Source organism: Streptomyces sp. NPDC006335 (assembly GCF_040612795.1).
GTDB lineage: Bacteria > Actinomycetota > Actinomycetes > Streptomycetales > Streptomycetaceae > Streptomyces.
Genome location: NZ_JBEXQX010000004.1, coordinates 89,265 through 103,980, shown reverse-complemented (window position 1 = coordinate 103,980; position 14,716 = coordinate 89,265). Strand labels below are relative to the sequence as shown.

General features: G+C 69.3%; 12 protein-coding genes and 1 riboswitch. Of the genes, 1 reads left to right on the top strand and 11 read right to left on the bottom strand.

The annotated features are described in order from the left end of the window. Positions 1 to 129: 129 nt before the first annotated feature. The 3 genes from ABZ098_RS14285 to ABZ098_RS14275 all read right to left on the bottom strand — a co-directional run bounded on the left by ABZ098_RS14285 (position 130) and on the right by ABZ098_RS14275 (position 4,672). Positions 130 to 846, bottom strand: coding sequence for a DUF6250 domain-containing protein (locus tag ABZ098_RS14285; RefSeq protein WP_356590705.1), 717 nt, complete (start codon positions 844 to 846; stop codon positions 130 to 132). A gap of 340 nt (positions 847 to 1,186) precedes the next feature. Continuing rightward, positions 1,187 to 2,125: a peptidoglycan DD-metalloendopeptidase family protein gene (locus ABZ098_RS14280; protein WP_356590703.1), complete on the bottom strand. Its 939-nt coding sequence runs from the start codon at positions 2,123 to 2,125 to the stop codon at positions 1,187 to 1,189. Positions 2,126 to 2,129: 4 nt separating this feature from the next. Then, a riboswitch (cyclic di-AMP (ydaO/yuaA leader) is annotated at positions 2,130 to 2,288 on the bottom strand. Between the two features lie 308 nt (positions 2,289 to 2,596). Next, on the bottom strand, positions 2,597 to 4,672 hold the full coding sequence (locus tag ABZ098_RS14275) for an alpha-galactosidase (RefSeq protein ID WP_356590701.1): 2,076 nt from the start codon (positions 4,670 to 4,672) through the stop codon (positions 2,597 to 2,599). A gap of 208 nt (positions 4,673 to 4,880) precedes the next feature. Here ABZ098_RS14275 and ABZ098_RS14270 point away from each other — a divergent pair, with 208 nt between their 5' ends. Beyond that, a complete protein-coding gene (locus ABZ098_RS14270; RefSeq protein ID WP_356590699.1) occupies positions 4,881 to 5,678 on the top strand; it encodes a tyrosine-protein phosphatase in 798 nt (265 codons plus the stop codon). Positions 5,679 to 5,690: 12 nt separating this feature from the next. Here the strand turns inward: ABZ098_RS14270 and ABZ098_RS14265 are convergent, their stop codons facing one another. The 8 genes from ABZ098_RS14265 to shc form a co-directional block, all read right to left on the bottom strand. After that, the gene (locus ABZ098_RS14265) at positions 5,691 to 5,813 is read right to left on the bottom strand and encodes a DUF6126 family protein (RefSeq protein ID WP_037716072.1); all 123 of its coding nucleotides are present in this window, start codon (positions 5,811 to 5,813) and stop codon (positions 5,691 to 5,693) included. Beyond that, on the bottom strand, positions 5,810 to 6,415 hold the full coding sequence (locus ABZ098_RS14260) for an XRE family transcriptional regulator (RefSeq protein WP_356590697.1): 606 nt from the start codon (positions 6,413 to 6,415) through the stop codon (positions 5,810 to 5,812). Before ABZ098_RS14260 ends, ABZ098_RS14265 begins: the two co-directional genes overlap by 4 nt. A 73-nt stretch (positions 6,416 to 6,488) precedes the next feature. Then, positions 6,489 to 7,874, bottom strand: a complete 1,386-nt coding sequence (locus tag ABZ098_RS14255) for an aspartate aminotransferase family protein (RefSeq protein WP_356590695.1) — start codon at positions 7,872 to 7,874, stop codon at positions 6,489 to 6,491. Then, positions 7,871 to 9,784 carry a 1-deoxy-D-xylulose-5-phosphate synthase gene (dxs, locus tag ABZ098_RS14250; RefSeq protein WP_356590693.1) on the bottom strand — a complete coding sequence of 638 codons (1,914 nt, stop codon included), beginning with the start codon at positions 9,782 to 9,784 and terminating at the stop codon, positions 7,871 to 7,873. The genes ABZ098_RS14255 and dxs overlap by 4 nt, the downstream gene beginning before the upstream one ends. A 27-nt stretch (positions 9,785 to 9,811) precedes the next feature. Then, positions 9,812 to 10,969 (bottom strand): flavodoxin-dependent (E)-4-hydroxy-3-methylbut-2-enyl-diphosphate synthase, encoded by a 1,158-nt coding sequence (ispG, locus tag ABZ098_RS14245; protein WP_356590691.1) that lies wholly within the window; start codon positions 10,967 to 10,969, stop codon positions 9,812 to 9,814. 4 nt (positions 10,970 to 10,973) lie between these two features. Then, positions 10,974 to 11,996 (bottom strand): adenosyl-hopene transferase HpnH, encoded by a 1,023-nt coding sequence (hpnH, locus tag ABZ098_RS14240; protein ID WP_356590689.1) that lies wholly within the window; start codon positions 11,994 to 11,996, stop codon positions 10,974 to 10,976. A 5-nt stretch (positions 11,997 to 12,001) separates the two neighbouring features. Next, positions 12,002 to 12,643, bottom strand: a complete 642-nt coding sequence (locus ABZ098_RS14235; RefSeq protein WP_356590687.1) for a 1-hydroxy-2-methyl-2-butenyl 4-diphosphate reductase — start codon at positions 12,641 to 12,643, stop codon at positions 12,002 to 12,004. Continuing rightward, on the bottom strand, positions 12,643 to 14,634 hold the full coding sequence (gene shc / locus ABZ098_RS14230; protein ID WP_356590685.1) for a squalene--hopene cyclase: 1,992 nt from the start codon (positions 14,632 to 14,634) through the stop codon (positions 12,643 to 12,645). The genes ABZ098_RS14235 and shc overlap by 1 nt, the downstream gene beginning before the upstream one ends. Positions 14,635 to 14,716 lie beyond the last annotated feature (82 nt).

The window sequence follows — 14,716 nt, the reverse complement described above, 5'->3', positions numbered from 1 at the left end:
TTCGAATCGTCTGCCACAGCCGTTCATGATTCACCTTCGAATGTGACCTACGCGACCGTAGGCAGGGCTTGACGGGCGGTGAGATAAGCCACTCCTAAAGTGTTGGCCAAACTAGGAATAGGCCTTTCATCAGTGATGTTGACGCTGCGACCGCCACACCCCGAAGTCCCGGATCCGGAAGTGGCTCCAGGTGGTCCGGAAGGCGAAGTGCCCGCTCGTGTAGGGCTGCGGGTCGGTGTAGTCGAAGACGAGCCGCCCGTTGTTCCACCACTGCACCGCGGCGCCGTCGGAGACGATCCGCACCCGGTTCGGCTCGTTCGCGACCAGCAGCGGCTCGGTGTAGTCGCGGACGAGGGGCCGCACGCCGGGTTCTCCGACATAGCGGCGCAGCCGTGTCGTGGTGTTGTAGTTGGCGCCGTAGCCGGAGTAGTACGTCTTCAGGTAGTCGTACTCCGCCAGCGCCCCGTTCCGGGGCGTGGCGAAGAGGTCGTCGGGGGACCGGACGTCGACCGCGTTCCAGAAGTTGTTCAGGTCGGACACCCGGTCGTTGACCCCGCCCGCGGACACGGGCGTGGCGGTGTACTCCAGGACGTACGGCCCTTCGAGCGGCTGCCGGAACCAGATCGTCGCACCGGCCGGCACGTCGACCTCCAGGACCCCGCGCCGTGCGGTGACCGTGCCGCCCTGCTCCAGTTCGACGGCCCAACGGCCCAGACCGTGGCGGAAGTCGTCGTGAGCGACGAGGCGGCGGTGGCGGGGGGAGGCGCTCGCGGTGGCCGCGGGGGCGAGGGCGCCCAGGGCGGCGCCGGCGGCGAGAGCCCCGAAGGCTCTGCGCGTGGTCGTCATGGGGGACGGTTCCTTCCGGGAAGGGGATGAACTCCGAAGCCGTTAGAAAGCGCTTGCACAGCAACGGAGTTCACTCTGCCGCGCCCCTCCCCCACCTGTCGACGCCTCGGGCGCGCCTGCCACAAGAACGCCACGAAGTGACCATGCGGGCGCCGACAAGCACGGTCGGCCTCCCGCTCCTGAAAAGACTCCGGAAGGCTTCTGAAGCCCTTCTGAAGACTTCTCAGGCTTCTGAAGGCTTCTCAAAAGGCTTCTGTGGGCTTCTCAAGGCTTCCGAGAAAACACCGAAGGCCGGACCCGGGGATCGGGGTCCGGCCTTCGGTGGCACAGGGAGGCATCGTCAGCCGACGGCGACGCCCTTCGAGCGGAGGTAGGCGACCGGGTCCACGTCGGAGCCGTAGTCCGGCGTGGTGCGGATCTCGAAGTGCAGGTGCGGGCCGGTCACATTGCCGGTTGCGCCGGAGAGGCCGATCTGCTGGCCCTCGGTCACGGTCTGACCGGCCGACACGGAGAGCTGGGACAGGTGGGCGTACTGGGCGTAGTAGCCGTCGTTCAGCTTGATGACGACCTGGTTGCCGTAGGCGCCGCCCCAGCCCGCGGAGACGACCGTGCCCGCGGCCACGGCCTTGAGGGAGGTGCCGGTCGGGACGACGAAGTCGACGCCGGTGTGGTAGCCGCTGGACCACATGCTGCCCGCGACGCGGTACCCGGTGCCGACGGTGGCGCCGCTGACCGGGAGGGTGTAGCCGCTGGAGCCGGCGGTGTCGGAGCTCTGGGTGGCGGTCGCCGGCTTCGAGGACGACTTCTTCGACTCCGTCTTCTCGGCCTTCGCCGAGGACGGCGCCGAGGACTGGGTCTTCGCCGTGCTCGCCTTGGCCTTCTTGCCGATCGTGAGCTTCAGACCCGGGTGGATCAACGACGGGTCGTCGCCGACGACCTCACGGTTGTCGGCGTAGAGCTTCTTCCAGCCACCGCTGACGTGCTGTTCGTCGGCGATCTTCGAGAGATAGTCGCCGACCCGCACCGAATAGGTGCGTACGGTCGGGGTCTTCGCGGAGTTCTTCTTCGCAGCCGTCTTTTCAGCGGACTTCTCGGCGGACTTCTGCGTGACCGGAAGCGACTGAACCGCTTTTTCCGACACGGACTGGGAAGTGGCGGCGTGCGCGCCGGTGGCCCCCATGAGCGGGAGGGCGAGCGCGGCACCCCCGGTTCCGGCGACGGCGATCGAGCGGGTGAAGCGCTGGGACTTCGGACGGCGGTGCTTACCCTTCGCGGGCATGGCGAATTCCTCTCCGGCGCCTGCGAGGTGAGCTGTCGGGTGCGAGCTGGAGATGCCCGGCCGCGCCGAGACGCGACTTAACCCCAAGCCTGTTCCGGGAACCGAAACAGGCGTTGATACCTGTGGGTCCCCCGCTCCTGCCGTGCACGGGTGAGTGAGTGTGGGGAATCCGTTCGGCGGCAGGATTGGGCGTCCGACCGGATCGGTGGCGAACGTAAACGAGCAAGACGCAAAGGGACAAGTGAGAGGTTGCGCGGGTATGCGTTTTTGTTGATCCCTAATGAGAATTGCCGGTCACGCTGCGTGAATCGGACGCCCTTCCCCCACACAAATCCCCTTGCCAAACCTGCGAATTACGTGAACATGACGGGCGACACACGGTCACGGGTATGACGCTCCTCACGTCACGAATTCACAGGAACCCTCATCTTGGGCGGAGTTGGAAGGAAGCCATTAATTCGGACAGAAGCCCTAGATGCGACGCAGGCGGATAACCGTGGCATCGAAGTCGCCGCGCAAGCCGGTACGAAGTCCGTGATGCAGCAGTACGCCCCCTCGGTGCACTTCGCCCGTTTCACGGCATTCGTACGTTGCTGTCGGGTCAAGTCCGCGCAGCCGCAGCGAGGGGACCGACTCGCCGTACTTCTGCGCCTGGAGCCAGGCGAGAACGACGGTCTCGTCCCCGAGGACGTACTGCACCGCGCTCAGCCCACCCCGCGGAGGCCGCAGCCGGTAGAGGTCGCCGCGCTGCACCACGGGGCGGATCTCCTTGTAGAGGTTCACCCACCGACCGGCTTCGGCCAGCTCCTCCTCGGTCCACTCCGCGAGGTCGCCGCCGACTCCGAGCACGCCGGCCATCGCGCTCACGAACCGGAACCGAAGAGAACTCACCCGGTCGTTGAGCTGGGTGTTGGGACTGTCGGTGACCCAGGCGGCCATCACCCGCGCGGGATGGATCTGGCTGAAGCCGTGCTGGATGGCGAGCCGGTCGAGCGGGTCGGTGTTGTCCGAGGTCCACACCTGGTCGGTACGGCTCAGCACCCCGAGGTCGATCCGGCCACCGCCCCCGGAGCAGGACTCGAAGGCCACACCCGGGTGAGCCGCCCGCAACCGGTCCAGGAGGGCGTAGAAGCCGCGCACATGGTCGACCCACAGGCGCTGCGGGTAGGGCTCACCGGGCCAGCCCGCGTCCGTGAAGCAGCGGTTGAAGTCCCACTTCACATAGTCGATCGGGGCCGAGGAGAGCAAAGTGTCGAGCTGCTCCCACAAGTACTCCTGGACGTCCTCGCGCGCGAGGTTCAGCACGAGCTGGTTGCGGAACTCCGTCCGCTTTCGCCCTGTCTGGTACTGCACCCAGTCCGGGTGGGCGCGGTACAGCTCGCTGTCCGGGTTGATCATCTCCGGCTCGACCCAGATGCCGAACTGCATGCCGAGCGCGCGCACGTAGTCGGCGAGCGGCTTGAGGCCGGACGGGAAGCGGTCGGGGTTGGGCGTCCAGTCGCCGAGCCCGGCCCGGTCGCTGGTCCGGGCGCCGAACCAGCCGTCGTCCACCACGAACAGCTCGACACCGATGGCCGCGGCCCGCCGGGCGAGGGTGCCCTGCTGCTCCTCGGAGATGTCGAAGTTGGTGGCCTCCCAGGAGTTGAACAGCACGGGCCTGTCCTGGTCCGCGTCCGGGATGACGTACGCCCGCTGGTAGGCGTGCCAGGCGCGGCTCGCGCCGCCGTAGCCGCCGTCGCTCCAGAGACCGGCGAAGAGGGGGGTCGTGAAGGACTCCCCGGCCGCCAGCAGGAGCAGACCCGAGTCGTCGTATCCGGCGCCGCCGGTGATCTGCACACGCGCGTCGGGCAGTTGCGCCACGGCGATCCGCCAGGAACCCGACCAGCCGAGGGCGACGCCGTAGACCTCGCCCCGCTCCTCGGTGGCGTCGGTGTCGAGCGCGACCCACGGCAGGTGCTGGTGCCCGGTGTGGCCGCGGCGGCTGCCGACGACCTTCTCGCCGTACGTGAGGGGGGTCCGCGTGAGCAGGGACTCGGCGGCCCAGCGGCCGTGCAGCTGGGAAAGCCGCCAGCCGTCCTCGCGGTCGGGCAGGGTCCAGGTGGCGGAGTCGGCGCGCAGCAGCTCGACCGGGGCCGGGCCCTGGTTGTCCAGGGTCACCCAGCGCTCCAGGACGTCGTCGCGCATCCGGTAGTGCAGCGTGATGATCAGCCCGCCGTCGCGGAACCGCAGCCGCAGTTCGTCGTCATCGGTGTCGTAGGCCTCGAAGATCCACTCGGTACCGCGCCGCTCGTCGGTGCGCACGGACAGGGCGGGGCGCGTGAAGCGGGGGCCACCCTCGACGGGGTATTCCTCGCGTCCGTCGAGCGGGGCCTCGAAGGGCCAGTACTCGGGCAGCGGGCGGACGGCGAGGGCCTCGGCGTCGGCCAGGGCGATCCTCGCCCCCCAGTGCAGGTGCAGCAGCTCGTCCTCGGCGGTGAGGTGCAGGGCGTAACTGCTGGCCGGCCCGGACAGAATCCACGTACGGCCGTTCTCGGCGATCTCCAGCATGGTGCTTCCTCACAGATCCGAACAGGTGCCAACAGGTGCACTCAGGCCCCAACATCATCAATGGCCGACAGCCCTGGCTGCAACGGCTGTGGACAAGTCATTGCCGCCCCTGTGGACAACTTCATTGCCCCAGGAACCCATGTCGTATCGTCGAGAACGTGCCCCGTCGACGAGCCGCGTCGGCGGAGCCCGGCTGGGAGGAGCCCCCGTGACGCAGCAGATCCCGTCGACCGAACCCGAACTGGCAGGTGTTCGCAACTTCCGTGACGTGGGCGGACTGCCGACGGCGGACGGACGGCGGGTGCGGTACGGAGTGCTGTTCCGCAGCGGTCACCTCGCGCACGCGACCGAGGACGACGCCGCCTTCCTGGCCTCCCTGGGCCTGCACACGATCTTCGACTTCCGCAACTCGGCGGACCAGAAGCTGGAGGGCCCCGACGTCGACCTGCCGGGCGTCACCAATGTGAACCTGCCGCTGAGCGACCCGGCGGAGGGCACCTGGTTCTGGAAGATGGTCCGCGACGGCGACATAGAGCAGCTCCGTGAGCTCCTGGGTGACGGCAAGGCCGCGGAGCGCATGATCGGCTCCTACCGCACGATGGTCAAGGAGCGCACCGCCGAACACTCCCAGGTGCTGCGCTCGCTCGCCGAGGACAGCGTGCCCGCCCTCATGCACTGCGCGGCCGGCAAGGACCGCGCGGGTCTGTCCATCGCCGTGACCCTGCTCGCCCTGGGGGTGGAGCGCGAGGCGATCATCGCCGACTACCTGGAGTCGAACGCCAAGCACCGCCGCTACAAGGTCCGCCGCACCAGCGCCTCCGCCGACGCCTACTCCCCCGAGGTCATGGAGCTGCTCAGCCCTCTGTTCGAGGCGCGCGCCGAGTATCTGACGGCGGCCTTCGAGACCATCGAGGAGACGTGGGGCGGTGTTGAGGCGTATCTGGAAGAGGGCCTCGGCCTGACCCCCGAGATCCGTGAGCGGCTGCGGGAGCGCCTGCTCGACTGAACAGTACGGCCGCTACTGCCCGGCTCCCACCTCGAAGAGGAAGTAGATGAAGGCCGCGAAGACGTGGCCGACCGCCAGGTAGATGATCAGGCGCACCCACAGGGCGCGGGGGAACTTCTCCTCCATGTCGCTCATGACGTCTCTCCAGGGGTGGGGCCCAGGCACAGCGTGGCCGTGGGACTCTGCAAAAGGGTGTGGACGAACAGGAGCTCGACACCGTCGGGGTCCTGGGCGGCGATGCGGTGCGGGGTCAGCGAGTCGAAGTGCGCGCTGTCGCCCGGGCCGAGCCGGTGCGTGGTGTCCCCGAGGCGGAGCCGGAGCCGCCCCCTGAGGACGTACAGCCATTCCTCGCCGGGGTGCACGCGCACGATGTCACCCTGGGATCCGTGCGGCACCTGCACCCGCAGGGCCTGCATGCCACGGCCGGCCGCGCCCGCCTGGAAGTAGGTCCAGCCGCCCGCCTCGGTCGGTTCCATGTCGGCGGCGCGGACCACGGCGTCCCGGTCGGCGGCCGTCTCGCCGAGAAGTTCCGAGACCGTCGTACCGTAGATGCGGGCCAGCGCGAGCAGCATCGGCAGCGAGGGCTGGCGCTGACCGGTCTCGAGCCGGGAGAGATGGGCGGGCGACAGCCCCGCGGCCCCGGCCGCCGCCTCCAGGGTGAGGGAGGCGCGACGGCGCAGCGCGCGAAGCTGGGGAGCCACCGAGGGCAGCTCCGTGAAGGCTTCCGGGGAGGTCATACCTCCATTGAGACGCAGCTTTGCCTCTGCGGCAAATTTCTTGCCTCAGAGGCAAAAGCCTTGCGGTGGGCCGTTACCGGTTGGCCACCGCCTGCTTCACCAGCGTCTTGCCGAAGTCCCACATCAGCCCGCCGCCGCTGTGCGCGTCGTCCATGACGTCCGTGAAGGCGTCGACGAACCGGTCCACTTCCTTCTCCCCGACGACGAGCGGGGGGATCAGCTTGATGACCTCCAGGTGGTCACCGGAGACCTGGGTGAGGATCCGGTGCCGCTGGAGCAGTGGTACGACGACCATCTGCGCGAACAGGCCCTTGCGCGCGGCCTGGAGCATGGTCCAGCGGCTGCGCAGCTTCAGCGACTTCGGCCTGCCGAACTCGATGCCGATCATCAGGCCCCGGCCTCGCACGTCGGCGAGCAGCTCGTACTTGTCGATCAGTTCCGCGAGCCGGGACCTCAGCAGATCGCCGGTGGCGCGGGCGTTCGCGACGATCTGCTCGTTCTCGATGACCGAGAGGACGGCGAGCCCGGCCGCCATCGCCTGGGCGTTGGATCCGAAGCTCGCCGAGTGCACCAGCACCCGGTCCATCGACGAGTAGACCTTCTTGAAGATCCAGTCCTTCCCGAGGGTGGCGCCGACCGGGACATAGCCGCCGGAGAGCGCCTTGGCGACGCACACCAGGTCGGGCTCGACCCCGTCCTCGTGCTGGTAGGCGTAGAAGTCCCCGGTCCGGCCGAGCCCGGTCTGCACCTCGTCGGCGATGAGCAGCGCCTTGTGCCTGCGCAGCAGCTCCTGCGCGGACCGCAGGTACCCGGGTGGCGCCTCGTGCACCCCCTTGCCCTGGATCGGTTCGACGACCAGGGCGGCGACGTCGCCCTTCTTCAACTCCCGGGCCAGGGCGTCGAGATCGCCGAGGGGCACGGCCGTGTCGGGCAGCAGGGGCGCGAATCCGTCCCGGAAGGCGGACTCGCCGTTGACCGACAACGAGCCCGTGGTCAGCCCGTGGAAGGCGTGGTCGCAGTACAGGACGCGGGGCCTGCCGGTGGCGAACCGGGCGAACTTCAGCGCGGTCTCCACTGCCTCGGTGCCGCTGTTGCCGAAGAACACCCGGTCCAGGTGCGGGCTGTGGGTGAGCAGCTTCTCCGCCAGGAGCCCGGGCAGCGGCTGGCAGTCGAAGCGGGTGAGGTCGGCGAGGGAGGCGTCGAGGACGTCGTGCAGTGCCTTGCGGACGACCGGGTGGTGGCGCCCCAGGCCCATCACTCCGAACCCGGCGAGCATGTCGAGGTAGTCGTTGCCGTCCTCGTCCCAGAAGTAGGCGCCCTCGCCGCGCTCGTAGACCTTGTCGAAGCCGATGGTGTGCAGCATGCGCGGGAGCTGGTGGTTCAGGTACCTGCCATGCAGCTCGTAGCGCTCGGCCCCGCGCTCGGCCAGGAGTCTGCCGAGGTCGAACTCGGTGGTCATTGTGCTGTCTCCTTGACTTCGACCTGCTCCTGCGCGGCCGCCTTCACGGCCAGGCTCGCGCTGATCCGTCCCGCCACCTCGACCGGCGTCAGACCGATGTCGGCGAGCACCTCGCCCCGCTTGGCGTGCGCGAGGAACTGCTCCGGGATCCCGAACCGCCGTACGGGCACGTCAACTTCGGCGTCACCGAGGGCCAGCTCCACCGCGGCGCCCACTCCGGCGGCCCGGCTGTTGTCCTCGACGACGGCCACCAGCCGGTGTTCCGCCGCGAGGCCCGGCAGCGCGGGATCGACTGGCTTGACCCAACGGGGGTCCACCACCGTGCAGTTGATGCCCCGTGCCTCCAGCAGCTCGGCGGCCTGGAGGCAGACCGGGGCCATCACGCCGACGGCGACCAGGAGGACCTCCGGCGCACTCGGGGACCGGTGCAGGACGTCCAGGCCGCCCACCCGGTCGATCGCCGGCACCGCCGGACCCACCGACTCCTTCGGGAACCGCACCAGGGTCGGCGCGTCGTCCACGGCGACCGCCTCCCGCAGCTGGGCCCGGAGCTGGTCGGCGTCCCGGGGCGCGGCGATCCTCAGTCCGGGCACGACCTGGAGGATCGACATGTCCCACATGCCGTTGTGGGAGGCCCCGTCGACTCCGGTGACCCCGGCCCGGTCGAGGACGAACGTGACCCCGCACCGGTGCAGGGCGACGTCCATCAGGAGCTGGTCGAAGGCCCGGTTCAGGAAGGTGGCGTACACGGCGACGACGGGGTGCAGCCCGCCCGTCGCGAGACCCGCCGCCGAGACCGCCGCGTGCTGCTCGGCGATGCCGACGTCCCACACCCGGTCCGGGAAGCGCGCCGCGAACTTGCCCAGCCCGACGGGATGCAGCATGGCCGCCGTGATCGCCACGACGTCCTCCCGCTCCTCCCCGATCGCCGCCATCTCGTCGCCGAACACCGAGGTCCAGGAAGGCCCGTTGGACGGGGCGAGCGGCTCGCAGGTCAGGGGGTCCATCACGCCGACGGTGTGGAAGTGGTCCTCTTCGTGGGCGAGGGCGGGCTCGTAGCCGCGCCCCTTCTCGGTGAGGCAGTGGACCAGCACCGGCCCGTGGAAGCGCTTCGCCCGCCGCAGCGCCGACTCGACGGCACCGATGTCGTGTCCGTCGATCGGGCCGACGTACTTCAGCCCGAGGTCCTCGAACATGCCCTGCGGCGCGAACGCGTCCTTGAAGCCCTTCTTCGCACCGTGCAGGGACTCGTAGATGGTGCTGCCGACCACGGGGGTCCTCAGGAGTACGTCCTTCCCCCAGGCCAGCACCTTCTCGTAGCCGTCGGTCGTGCGCAGGGTGGCCAGGTGGTTGGCGAGACCGCCGATGGTCGGCGAGTACGACCGCTCGTTGTCGTTGACGACGATGATCAGCGGGCGGTCCTTGGCGGCCGCGATGTTGTTGAGCGCCTCCCAGGCCATCCCGCCGGTGAGCGCCCCGTCGCCGATGACCGCGACGACATGTCCCTGCTCCCCCTGCACCTGCCGGGCCTTGGCGAGCCCGTCGGCCCAGCCGAGGGCGGTGGAGGCGTGGCTGTTCTCGACGATGTCGTGCTCGGACTCCGCGCGCGAGGGATAGCCGGACAGGCCGCCCTTGGAGCGCAGCTTGGAGAAGTCCTGACGTCCCGTCAGGATCTTGTGCACATAGCTCTGATGGCCGGTGTCCCACACGATGCGGTCGACCGGCGACTCGAAGACCCGGTGGAGCGCGATGGAGAGTTCCACCACCCCCAGGTTGGGCCCGAGGTGTCCGCCGGTCCTGGCCACGGCGTGCACCAGGAACTCCCTGATCTCTTCGGCGAGTTCACCGATTTCCGACTCGGACAGCGCCTTCAGGTCGCGTGGTCCCCGGATGTTCTCCAGAATGGTCACGGTCGGGCCCCCTTCGGTCCGTGCTGTTCAGCTCACGGTGACGGCCGGCTCCCCCGACGCGACGCCGTCCTGCTCCATCTGTTCGGCGATCTTCATCGCCTCCTCGATGAGGGTCTCCACGATCTTCGACTCCGGGACGGTCTTGACGACCTCGCCCTTCACGAAGATCTGCCCCTTGCCGTTGCCGGAGGCGACCCCCAGGTCCGCCTCCCGCGCCTCGCCGGGACCGTTGACCACACACCCCATCACCGCGACCCGCAAGGGCACTTCCATGCCCTCCAGACCCGCGGTGACCTCGTCGGCCAGCTTGTAGACGTCCACCTGCGCCCGCCCGCAGGACGGACACGAGACGATCTCCAGGCGCCGCTGCCTGAGCCCGAGCGACTCCAGGATCTGGATGCCGACCTTGACCTCCTCGGCGGGCGGCGCGGACAGGGACACCCGGATGGTGTCGCCGATCCCCCTCGACAGCAGAGCCCCGAAGGCCACCGCCGACTTGATCGTCCCCTGGAAGGCGGGCCCGGCCTCCGTCACCCCGAGGTGCAAGGGGTAGTCGCACTGCTCGGCGAGCAGCGTGTAGGCGCCCACCATCACCACGGGGTCGTTGTGCTTGACGGAGATCTTGATGTCCCGGAAGCCGTGCTCCTCGAACAACGACGCTTCCCACAGGGCCGATTCGACCAGCGCCTCCGGAGTCGCCTTCCCGTACTTCTGGAGCAGCCGCCTGTCCAGCGACCCGGCGTTGACCCCGATCCGGATCGGCGTGCCGTGGTCCTTCGCGGCCCGCGCGATCTCCTTCACCTTGTCATCGAACTGCTTGATGTTGCCGGGATTGACGCGTACGGCCGCACAGCCGGCCTCGATCGCCGCGAACACGTACTTGGGCTGGAAGTGGATGTCCGCGATCACCGGGATCTGCGACTTGCGCGCGATCGTCGCGAGGGCGTCCGCGTCGTCCTGGGTGGGACAGGCGACGCGGACGATCTGGCAGCCGGACGCGGTGAGTTCGGCGATCTGCTGGAGGGTGGCGCCGATGTCGGACGTACGGGTCGTCGTCATCGACTGCACCGACACCGGGGCCCCGCCCCCGACCGCCACCGGCCCGACCATGATCTGCCGCGACACGCGCCGCTCGGCGATCGGCCGGACCGGTACCTCGGGGACGCCCAGAGGAATGGCGGTCATGGCGCTACTCGCGGTTTCCGTTGACGGTCTCGCGCATGGCCCGCAGGGACTCCTTCAGCGAGCCCATGGTGGCGAGGACGGCGGTGGGCTCGTAGCCGCAGTGCGCCATGCAGTTGGCGCAGCGCGGGTCCTTGCCGCGGCCGTACTTGTCCCAGTCGGTCTCCTCGATGAGTTCGCGGTACGTCGGCACGTACCCGTCGCTCATCAGGTAGCAGGGGCGCTGCCAGCCGAACAGGGAGTAGTTCGGGATCGCCCAGGCCGTGCACGGGAAGTCGACCTTGCCCTCCAGGAAGTCCAGGAAGAGCGGGGAGTGGTTGAGCCGCCACTTGCGCCGGTTGCCGCCCGCGAAGGCCTTCTTGAACAGCTCGCGGGTCTGCTCCACGCCCAGGAAGTGCTCCTGGTCGGGCGCCTTCTCGTAGGCGTAGGCGGGCGAGATCATCATCTCGTCGACCTTGAGGTCGTCGTTGAGGAAGTTGAGCACCTCGATGATGGTCTGCGGGGTGTCCGTGTTGAAGAAGGTCGAGTTGGTGGTGACCCGGAAGCCGCGCCGCTTGGCCTCCTTGATCGCCTCCACCGCCTCGTCGAACACGCCCTCCTTGGCGACGGACTCGTCGTGCCGCTCCCGCAGCCCGTCGATGTGCACGGCGAAGGCGAAATAGGGCGAGGGCGTGAACTTGTCCATCTTCTTGCGCAGCAGCATGGCGTTGGTGCAGAGGAAGACGTACTTCTTCTTCGCCACCAACTGCCGCACGATCTCGTCGATCTGGGGGTGCATCAGCGGCTCACCGCCGGCGATGGACACCATGGGCGCACCGGACTCCAACACCGCCCCGACGGCCTGGGCCACCGGCATGCGCTGCTTGAGAACGCCCGCCGGATGCTGGATCTTGCCGCAGCCTTCGCATTTGAGATTGCACGCGAAGAGGGGCTCCAGCTCCACGATCAGCGGGAACTTGTCCCGCTTGCGGAGCTTCTGTTCGGCCAAGTATGTAGCGACCTTGATGGACTGACGCAGCGGCATGGCCATCTGGCTCACCTCCTGGGGAGCAGCAAGGAACGGTGCCATTCATAGAAAGCGGGAAGGACGGAACGAAGAACGCGGAAGGCTGATATTCCACCGCGTACCGTGCCGATCCGGACGAGTTCATGTTGGGGAGCGTCCACGACCACCCGGACGGCCGCAACGGGGCGCTCGCCCGTGCGCACGGCGCTCAGGAGCGTGGCCGCGGACTCCATGTCGACCGCGATCGCGCCGGTCGCGAGCAGCTCCGACCGCTCGTGACCGCGGACGACGTGATCGGAGCCGGTGAGGGGTCCGGTGTGCACGGTACGTCCCGGCACGGCCCGTACCAGCTCCTTGACGAGCAGGTCGGTCTCCGCGCACGGAACGGTTCCGTCCGGATCCCGGGTCTCCTCGGCGACGACCAGGTCGCCGGGGTGCATCCCGGGGGCGAGTCCCGCGCAGAACCCGGTGGCCAGTACGGCGGCCCCGGCGAGGGCGGGGTCGGCCAGGCGCCCGGTGACGGACCGTTCCGCCGCCCTGGGGCCCATGCCCGTCCTGAGCAGGGTGACCGGCCCGCCGGCCCCGCCCCGCTCGCCGGTGCGCAGGGCGAGGTGCTCGATGCCGAGGGCGCAGGCGATCAGCAGCGGGGCGGTGGCGGGCTGGGTGCTCATCAGACGGCCTCGGTCCTGGAGGACGGTTCTCCGTGGACGTAACGGCCCAGGGCGGTGAGCGGGAAGACCTGCCGGTAGAGGTGGTAGTTGATGGAGAAGTCCCAGGGGAAGCCGGTGCCGGTGAAGTAGGGCTCGTCCCAGGAGCCGTCCTCGCGCTGGGTGCTCGCGAGCCACTCGACGCCGCGCTCGACCGCCTTGGAGTCCTTCTCCCCCGCGGCCAGCAACGCCATCAGCGCCCAGGCCGTCTGGGAGGCGGTGGAGGCGCCGCGGCCGCTCCACTCCTTGACGTACTTGTAGGAGCGCAGGTCCTCGCCCCAGCCGCCGTCGTCGTTCTGGACCTTCTCCAGCCAGGCCACCGCGCGCCGGATCGCCGGGTGCGAGGCGGGCAGACCGGCGGCCGTCAGCGCGGGCACCACCGACCCTGTGCCGTAGATGTAGTTGACGCCCCAGCGGCCGAACCACGAGCCGTCCGGCTCCTGTTCGGCGAGCAGCCACTCGATGCCGCGCCGGGTGCGCGGATCGTGGGAGAGCCCCTCGAAGGCGAGCATCTCCACCACGTGGGCGGTGACGTCGGCGGACGGCGGGTCGATGACCTCGCCGAAGTCGCAGAACGGCAGCCGGTTGGGGAACGGGCTGGTGTTGTCGACGTCGAACGCGGCCCAGGCGCCGTTCTTCGACTGCATCCCGAGGTTCCAGCGCACCCCGCGCCCGATGGCCTTCTCCACCCGCTCGGGGTCGTGGTGCCGGACCCGGCGCAGCGCGAGGACGACCTCGGCGGTGTCGTCGATGTCGGGGTAGTTGTCGTTGTGGAACTCGAACGCCCAGCCGCCCGGCGGCAGTTGGGGTCGCTTGACCGCCCAGTCGCCGGGCCGCACGATCTCCTCGCCGAGCATCCAGTCCGCGGCCTTGACGAGCTGCGGATGGTCGGCGGGCACGCCCGCGTCGGCGAGCGCGATGGTGGCGAGGCAGGTGTCCCACACCGGTGACTGGCAGGCCTCGATCATCCGGGACCCGTCCTCGCGCCAGATGGCGAACCGGTCCAACGACTCCAGGCCGGCCCGCATGACCGGGTGCTGGAGGTCGTAGCCGAGCAGGTGCAGGGCGATCACGGAGTACACGGCCGGGGGCTGGATGCCGCCCCAGCAGCCGTCGTTCTCCTGCCGCTCGATGATCCAGCGGGCCGCGCTGTTCATGGCGGCTCTGCGCAGTCTGCGCGGGGCGACCTTGCGCAACTGGTGCAGGGCCTTGTCGAGCCGCTGGAAGGCGCCGTCCCAACTCGCCACCGGAGCCAGGGGCTTGGCCGGGTTCGGGTCGGCCGGGTCGGCGTGCAGCTCGTCCAGCGGGAAGGGCGCGGGGCGTACCGGACGCTTCGCGGAGACGATCGTCAGCGGGACGATGGTCTGGCGCGCCCAGCAGCCGAAGTCGTAGATGTTGAGCGGGACCCACTTGGGGAAGTAGATGAGCTCCGGCGGGAGTTCGGGCAGGTCCTCCCACTTCCACCAGCCGAACAGGGCGAGCCAGATCCGGGTGAAGACCCGGGCGGCGGCGATACCGCCCTGGGCACGGATCCAGGCGGAGGCCTTCGCCATGTGCGGGGCGTCCGGCGCGTCGCCGTCCAGGCGGAGGGCGACGTACGCCTCGACGGTGGTGGAGAGTTCGCCTGGCCCGCCGTAGAAGCTGGCCCAGGTGCCGTCCTCGCGCTGCTCGCCGCGGATGAACTTGGCGGCGGCGCGGGTGGTCGACTCGTCGCGGATGCCGAGGAACTGGCGCAGCAGCAGGTCCTCGGCGTCCATCGTGACGTTGGTCTCGAGGTCGCCCTTCCACCAGCCCTCGGCGTCCTGCCGGGCGAGCAGGTGGTCGGTGGCGCGCTGGACGGCACGCACGGCGGCTTCTTGTATCCCGGCCGCCACGGGGGTCTCGAGGTGGGTTTCGCTGGCCGCGGCAGCGCGGGGCGGCAGGGCCCCGGTGCTTCCGTCGGTCGTCGCTGTCATGGCTTCCCCTTCGTGCAGTGTGCAATGTGGTGCTCTGCTGTGGGTCCGCCGTCGGCCGGTGCCTTTCCTTTCCTCGCAGCAC

Bases quoted from the DNA above. Each gene is read 5' to 3' on its own strand.
- ABZ098_RS14285 (WP_356590705.1), bottom strand. From the start codon at position 846: ATGACGACCACGCGCAGAGCCTTCGGGGCTCTCGCCGCCGGCGCCGCC.
- ABZ098_RS14280 (WP_356590703.1), bottom strand. From the start codon at position 2,125: ATGCCCGCGAAGGGTAAGCACCGCCGTCCGAAGTCCCAGCGCTTCACC.
- ABZ098_RS14275 (WP_356590701.1), bottom strand. From the start codon at position 4,672: ATGCTGGAGATCGCCGAGAACGGCCGTACGTGGATTCTGTCCGGGCCG.
- ABZ098_RS14265 (WP_037716072.1), bottom strand. From the start codon at position 5,813: ATGAGCGACATGGAGGAGAAGTTCCCCCGCGCCCTGTGGGTGCGCCTG.
- ABZ098_RS14260 (WP_356590697.1), bottom strand. From the start codon at position 6,415: ATGACCTCCCCGGAAGCCTTCACGGAGCTGCCCTCGGTGGCTCCCCAG.
- ABZ098_RS14255 (WP_356590695.1), bottom strand. From the start codon at position 7,874: ATGACCACCGAGTTCGACCTCGGCAGACTCCTGGCCGAGCGCGGGGCC.
- ispG (WP_356590691.1), bottom strand. From the start codon at position 10,969: ATGACCGCCATTCCTCTGGGCGTCCCCGAGGTACCGGTCCGGCCGATC.
- hpnH (WP_356590689.1), bottom strand. From the start codon at position 11,996: ATGGCCATGCCGCTGCGTCAGTCCATCAAGGTCGCTACATACTTGGCC.
- ABZ098_RS14235 (WP_356590687.1), bottom strand. From the start codon at position 12,643: ATGAGCACCCAGCCCGCCACCGCCCCGCTGCTGATCGCCTGCGCCCTC.
- shc (WP_356590685.1), bottom strand. From the start codon at position 14,634: ATGACAGCGACGACCGACGGAAGCACCGGGGCCCTGCCGCCCCGCGCT.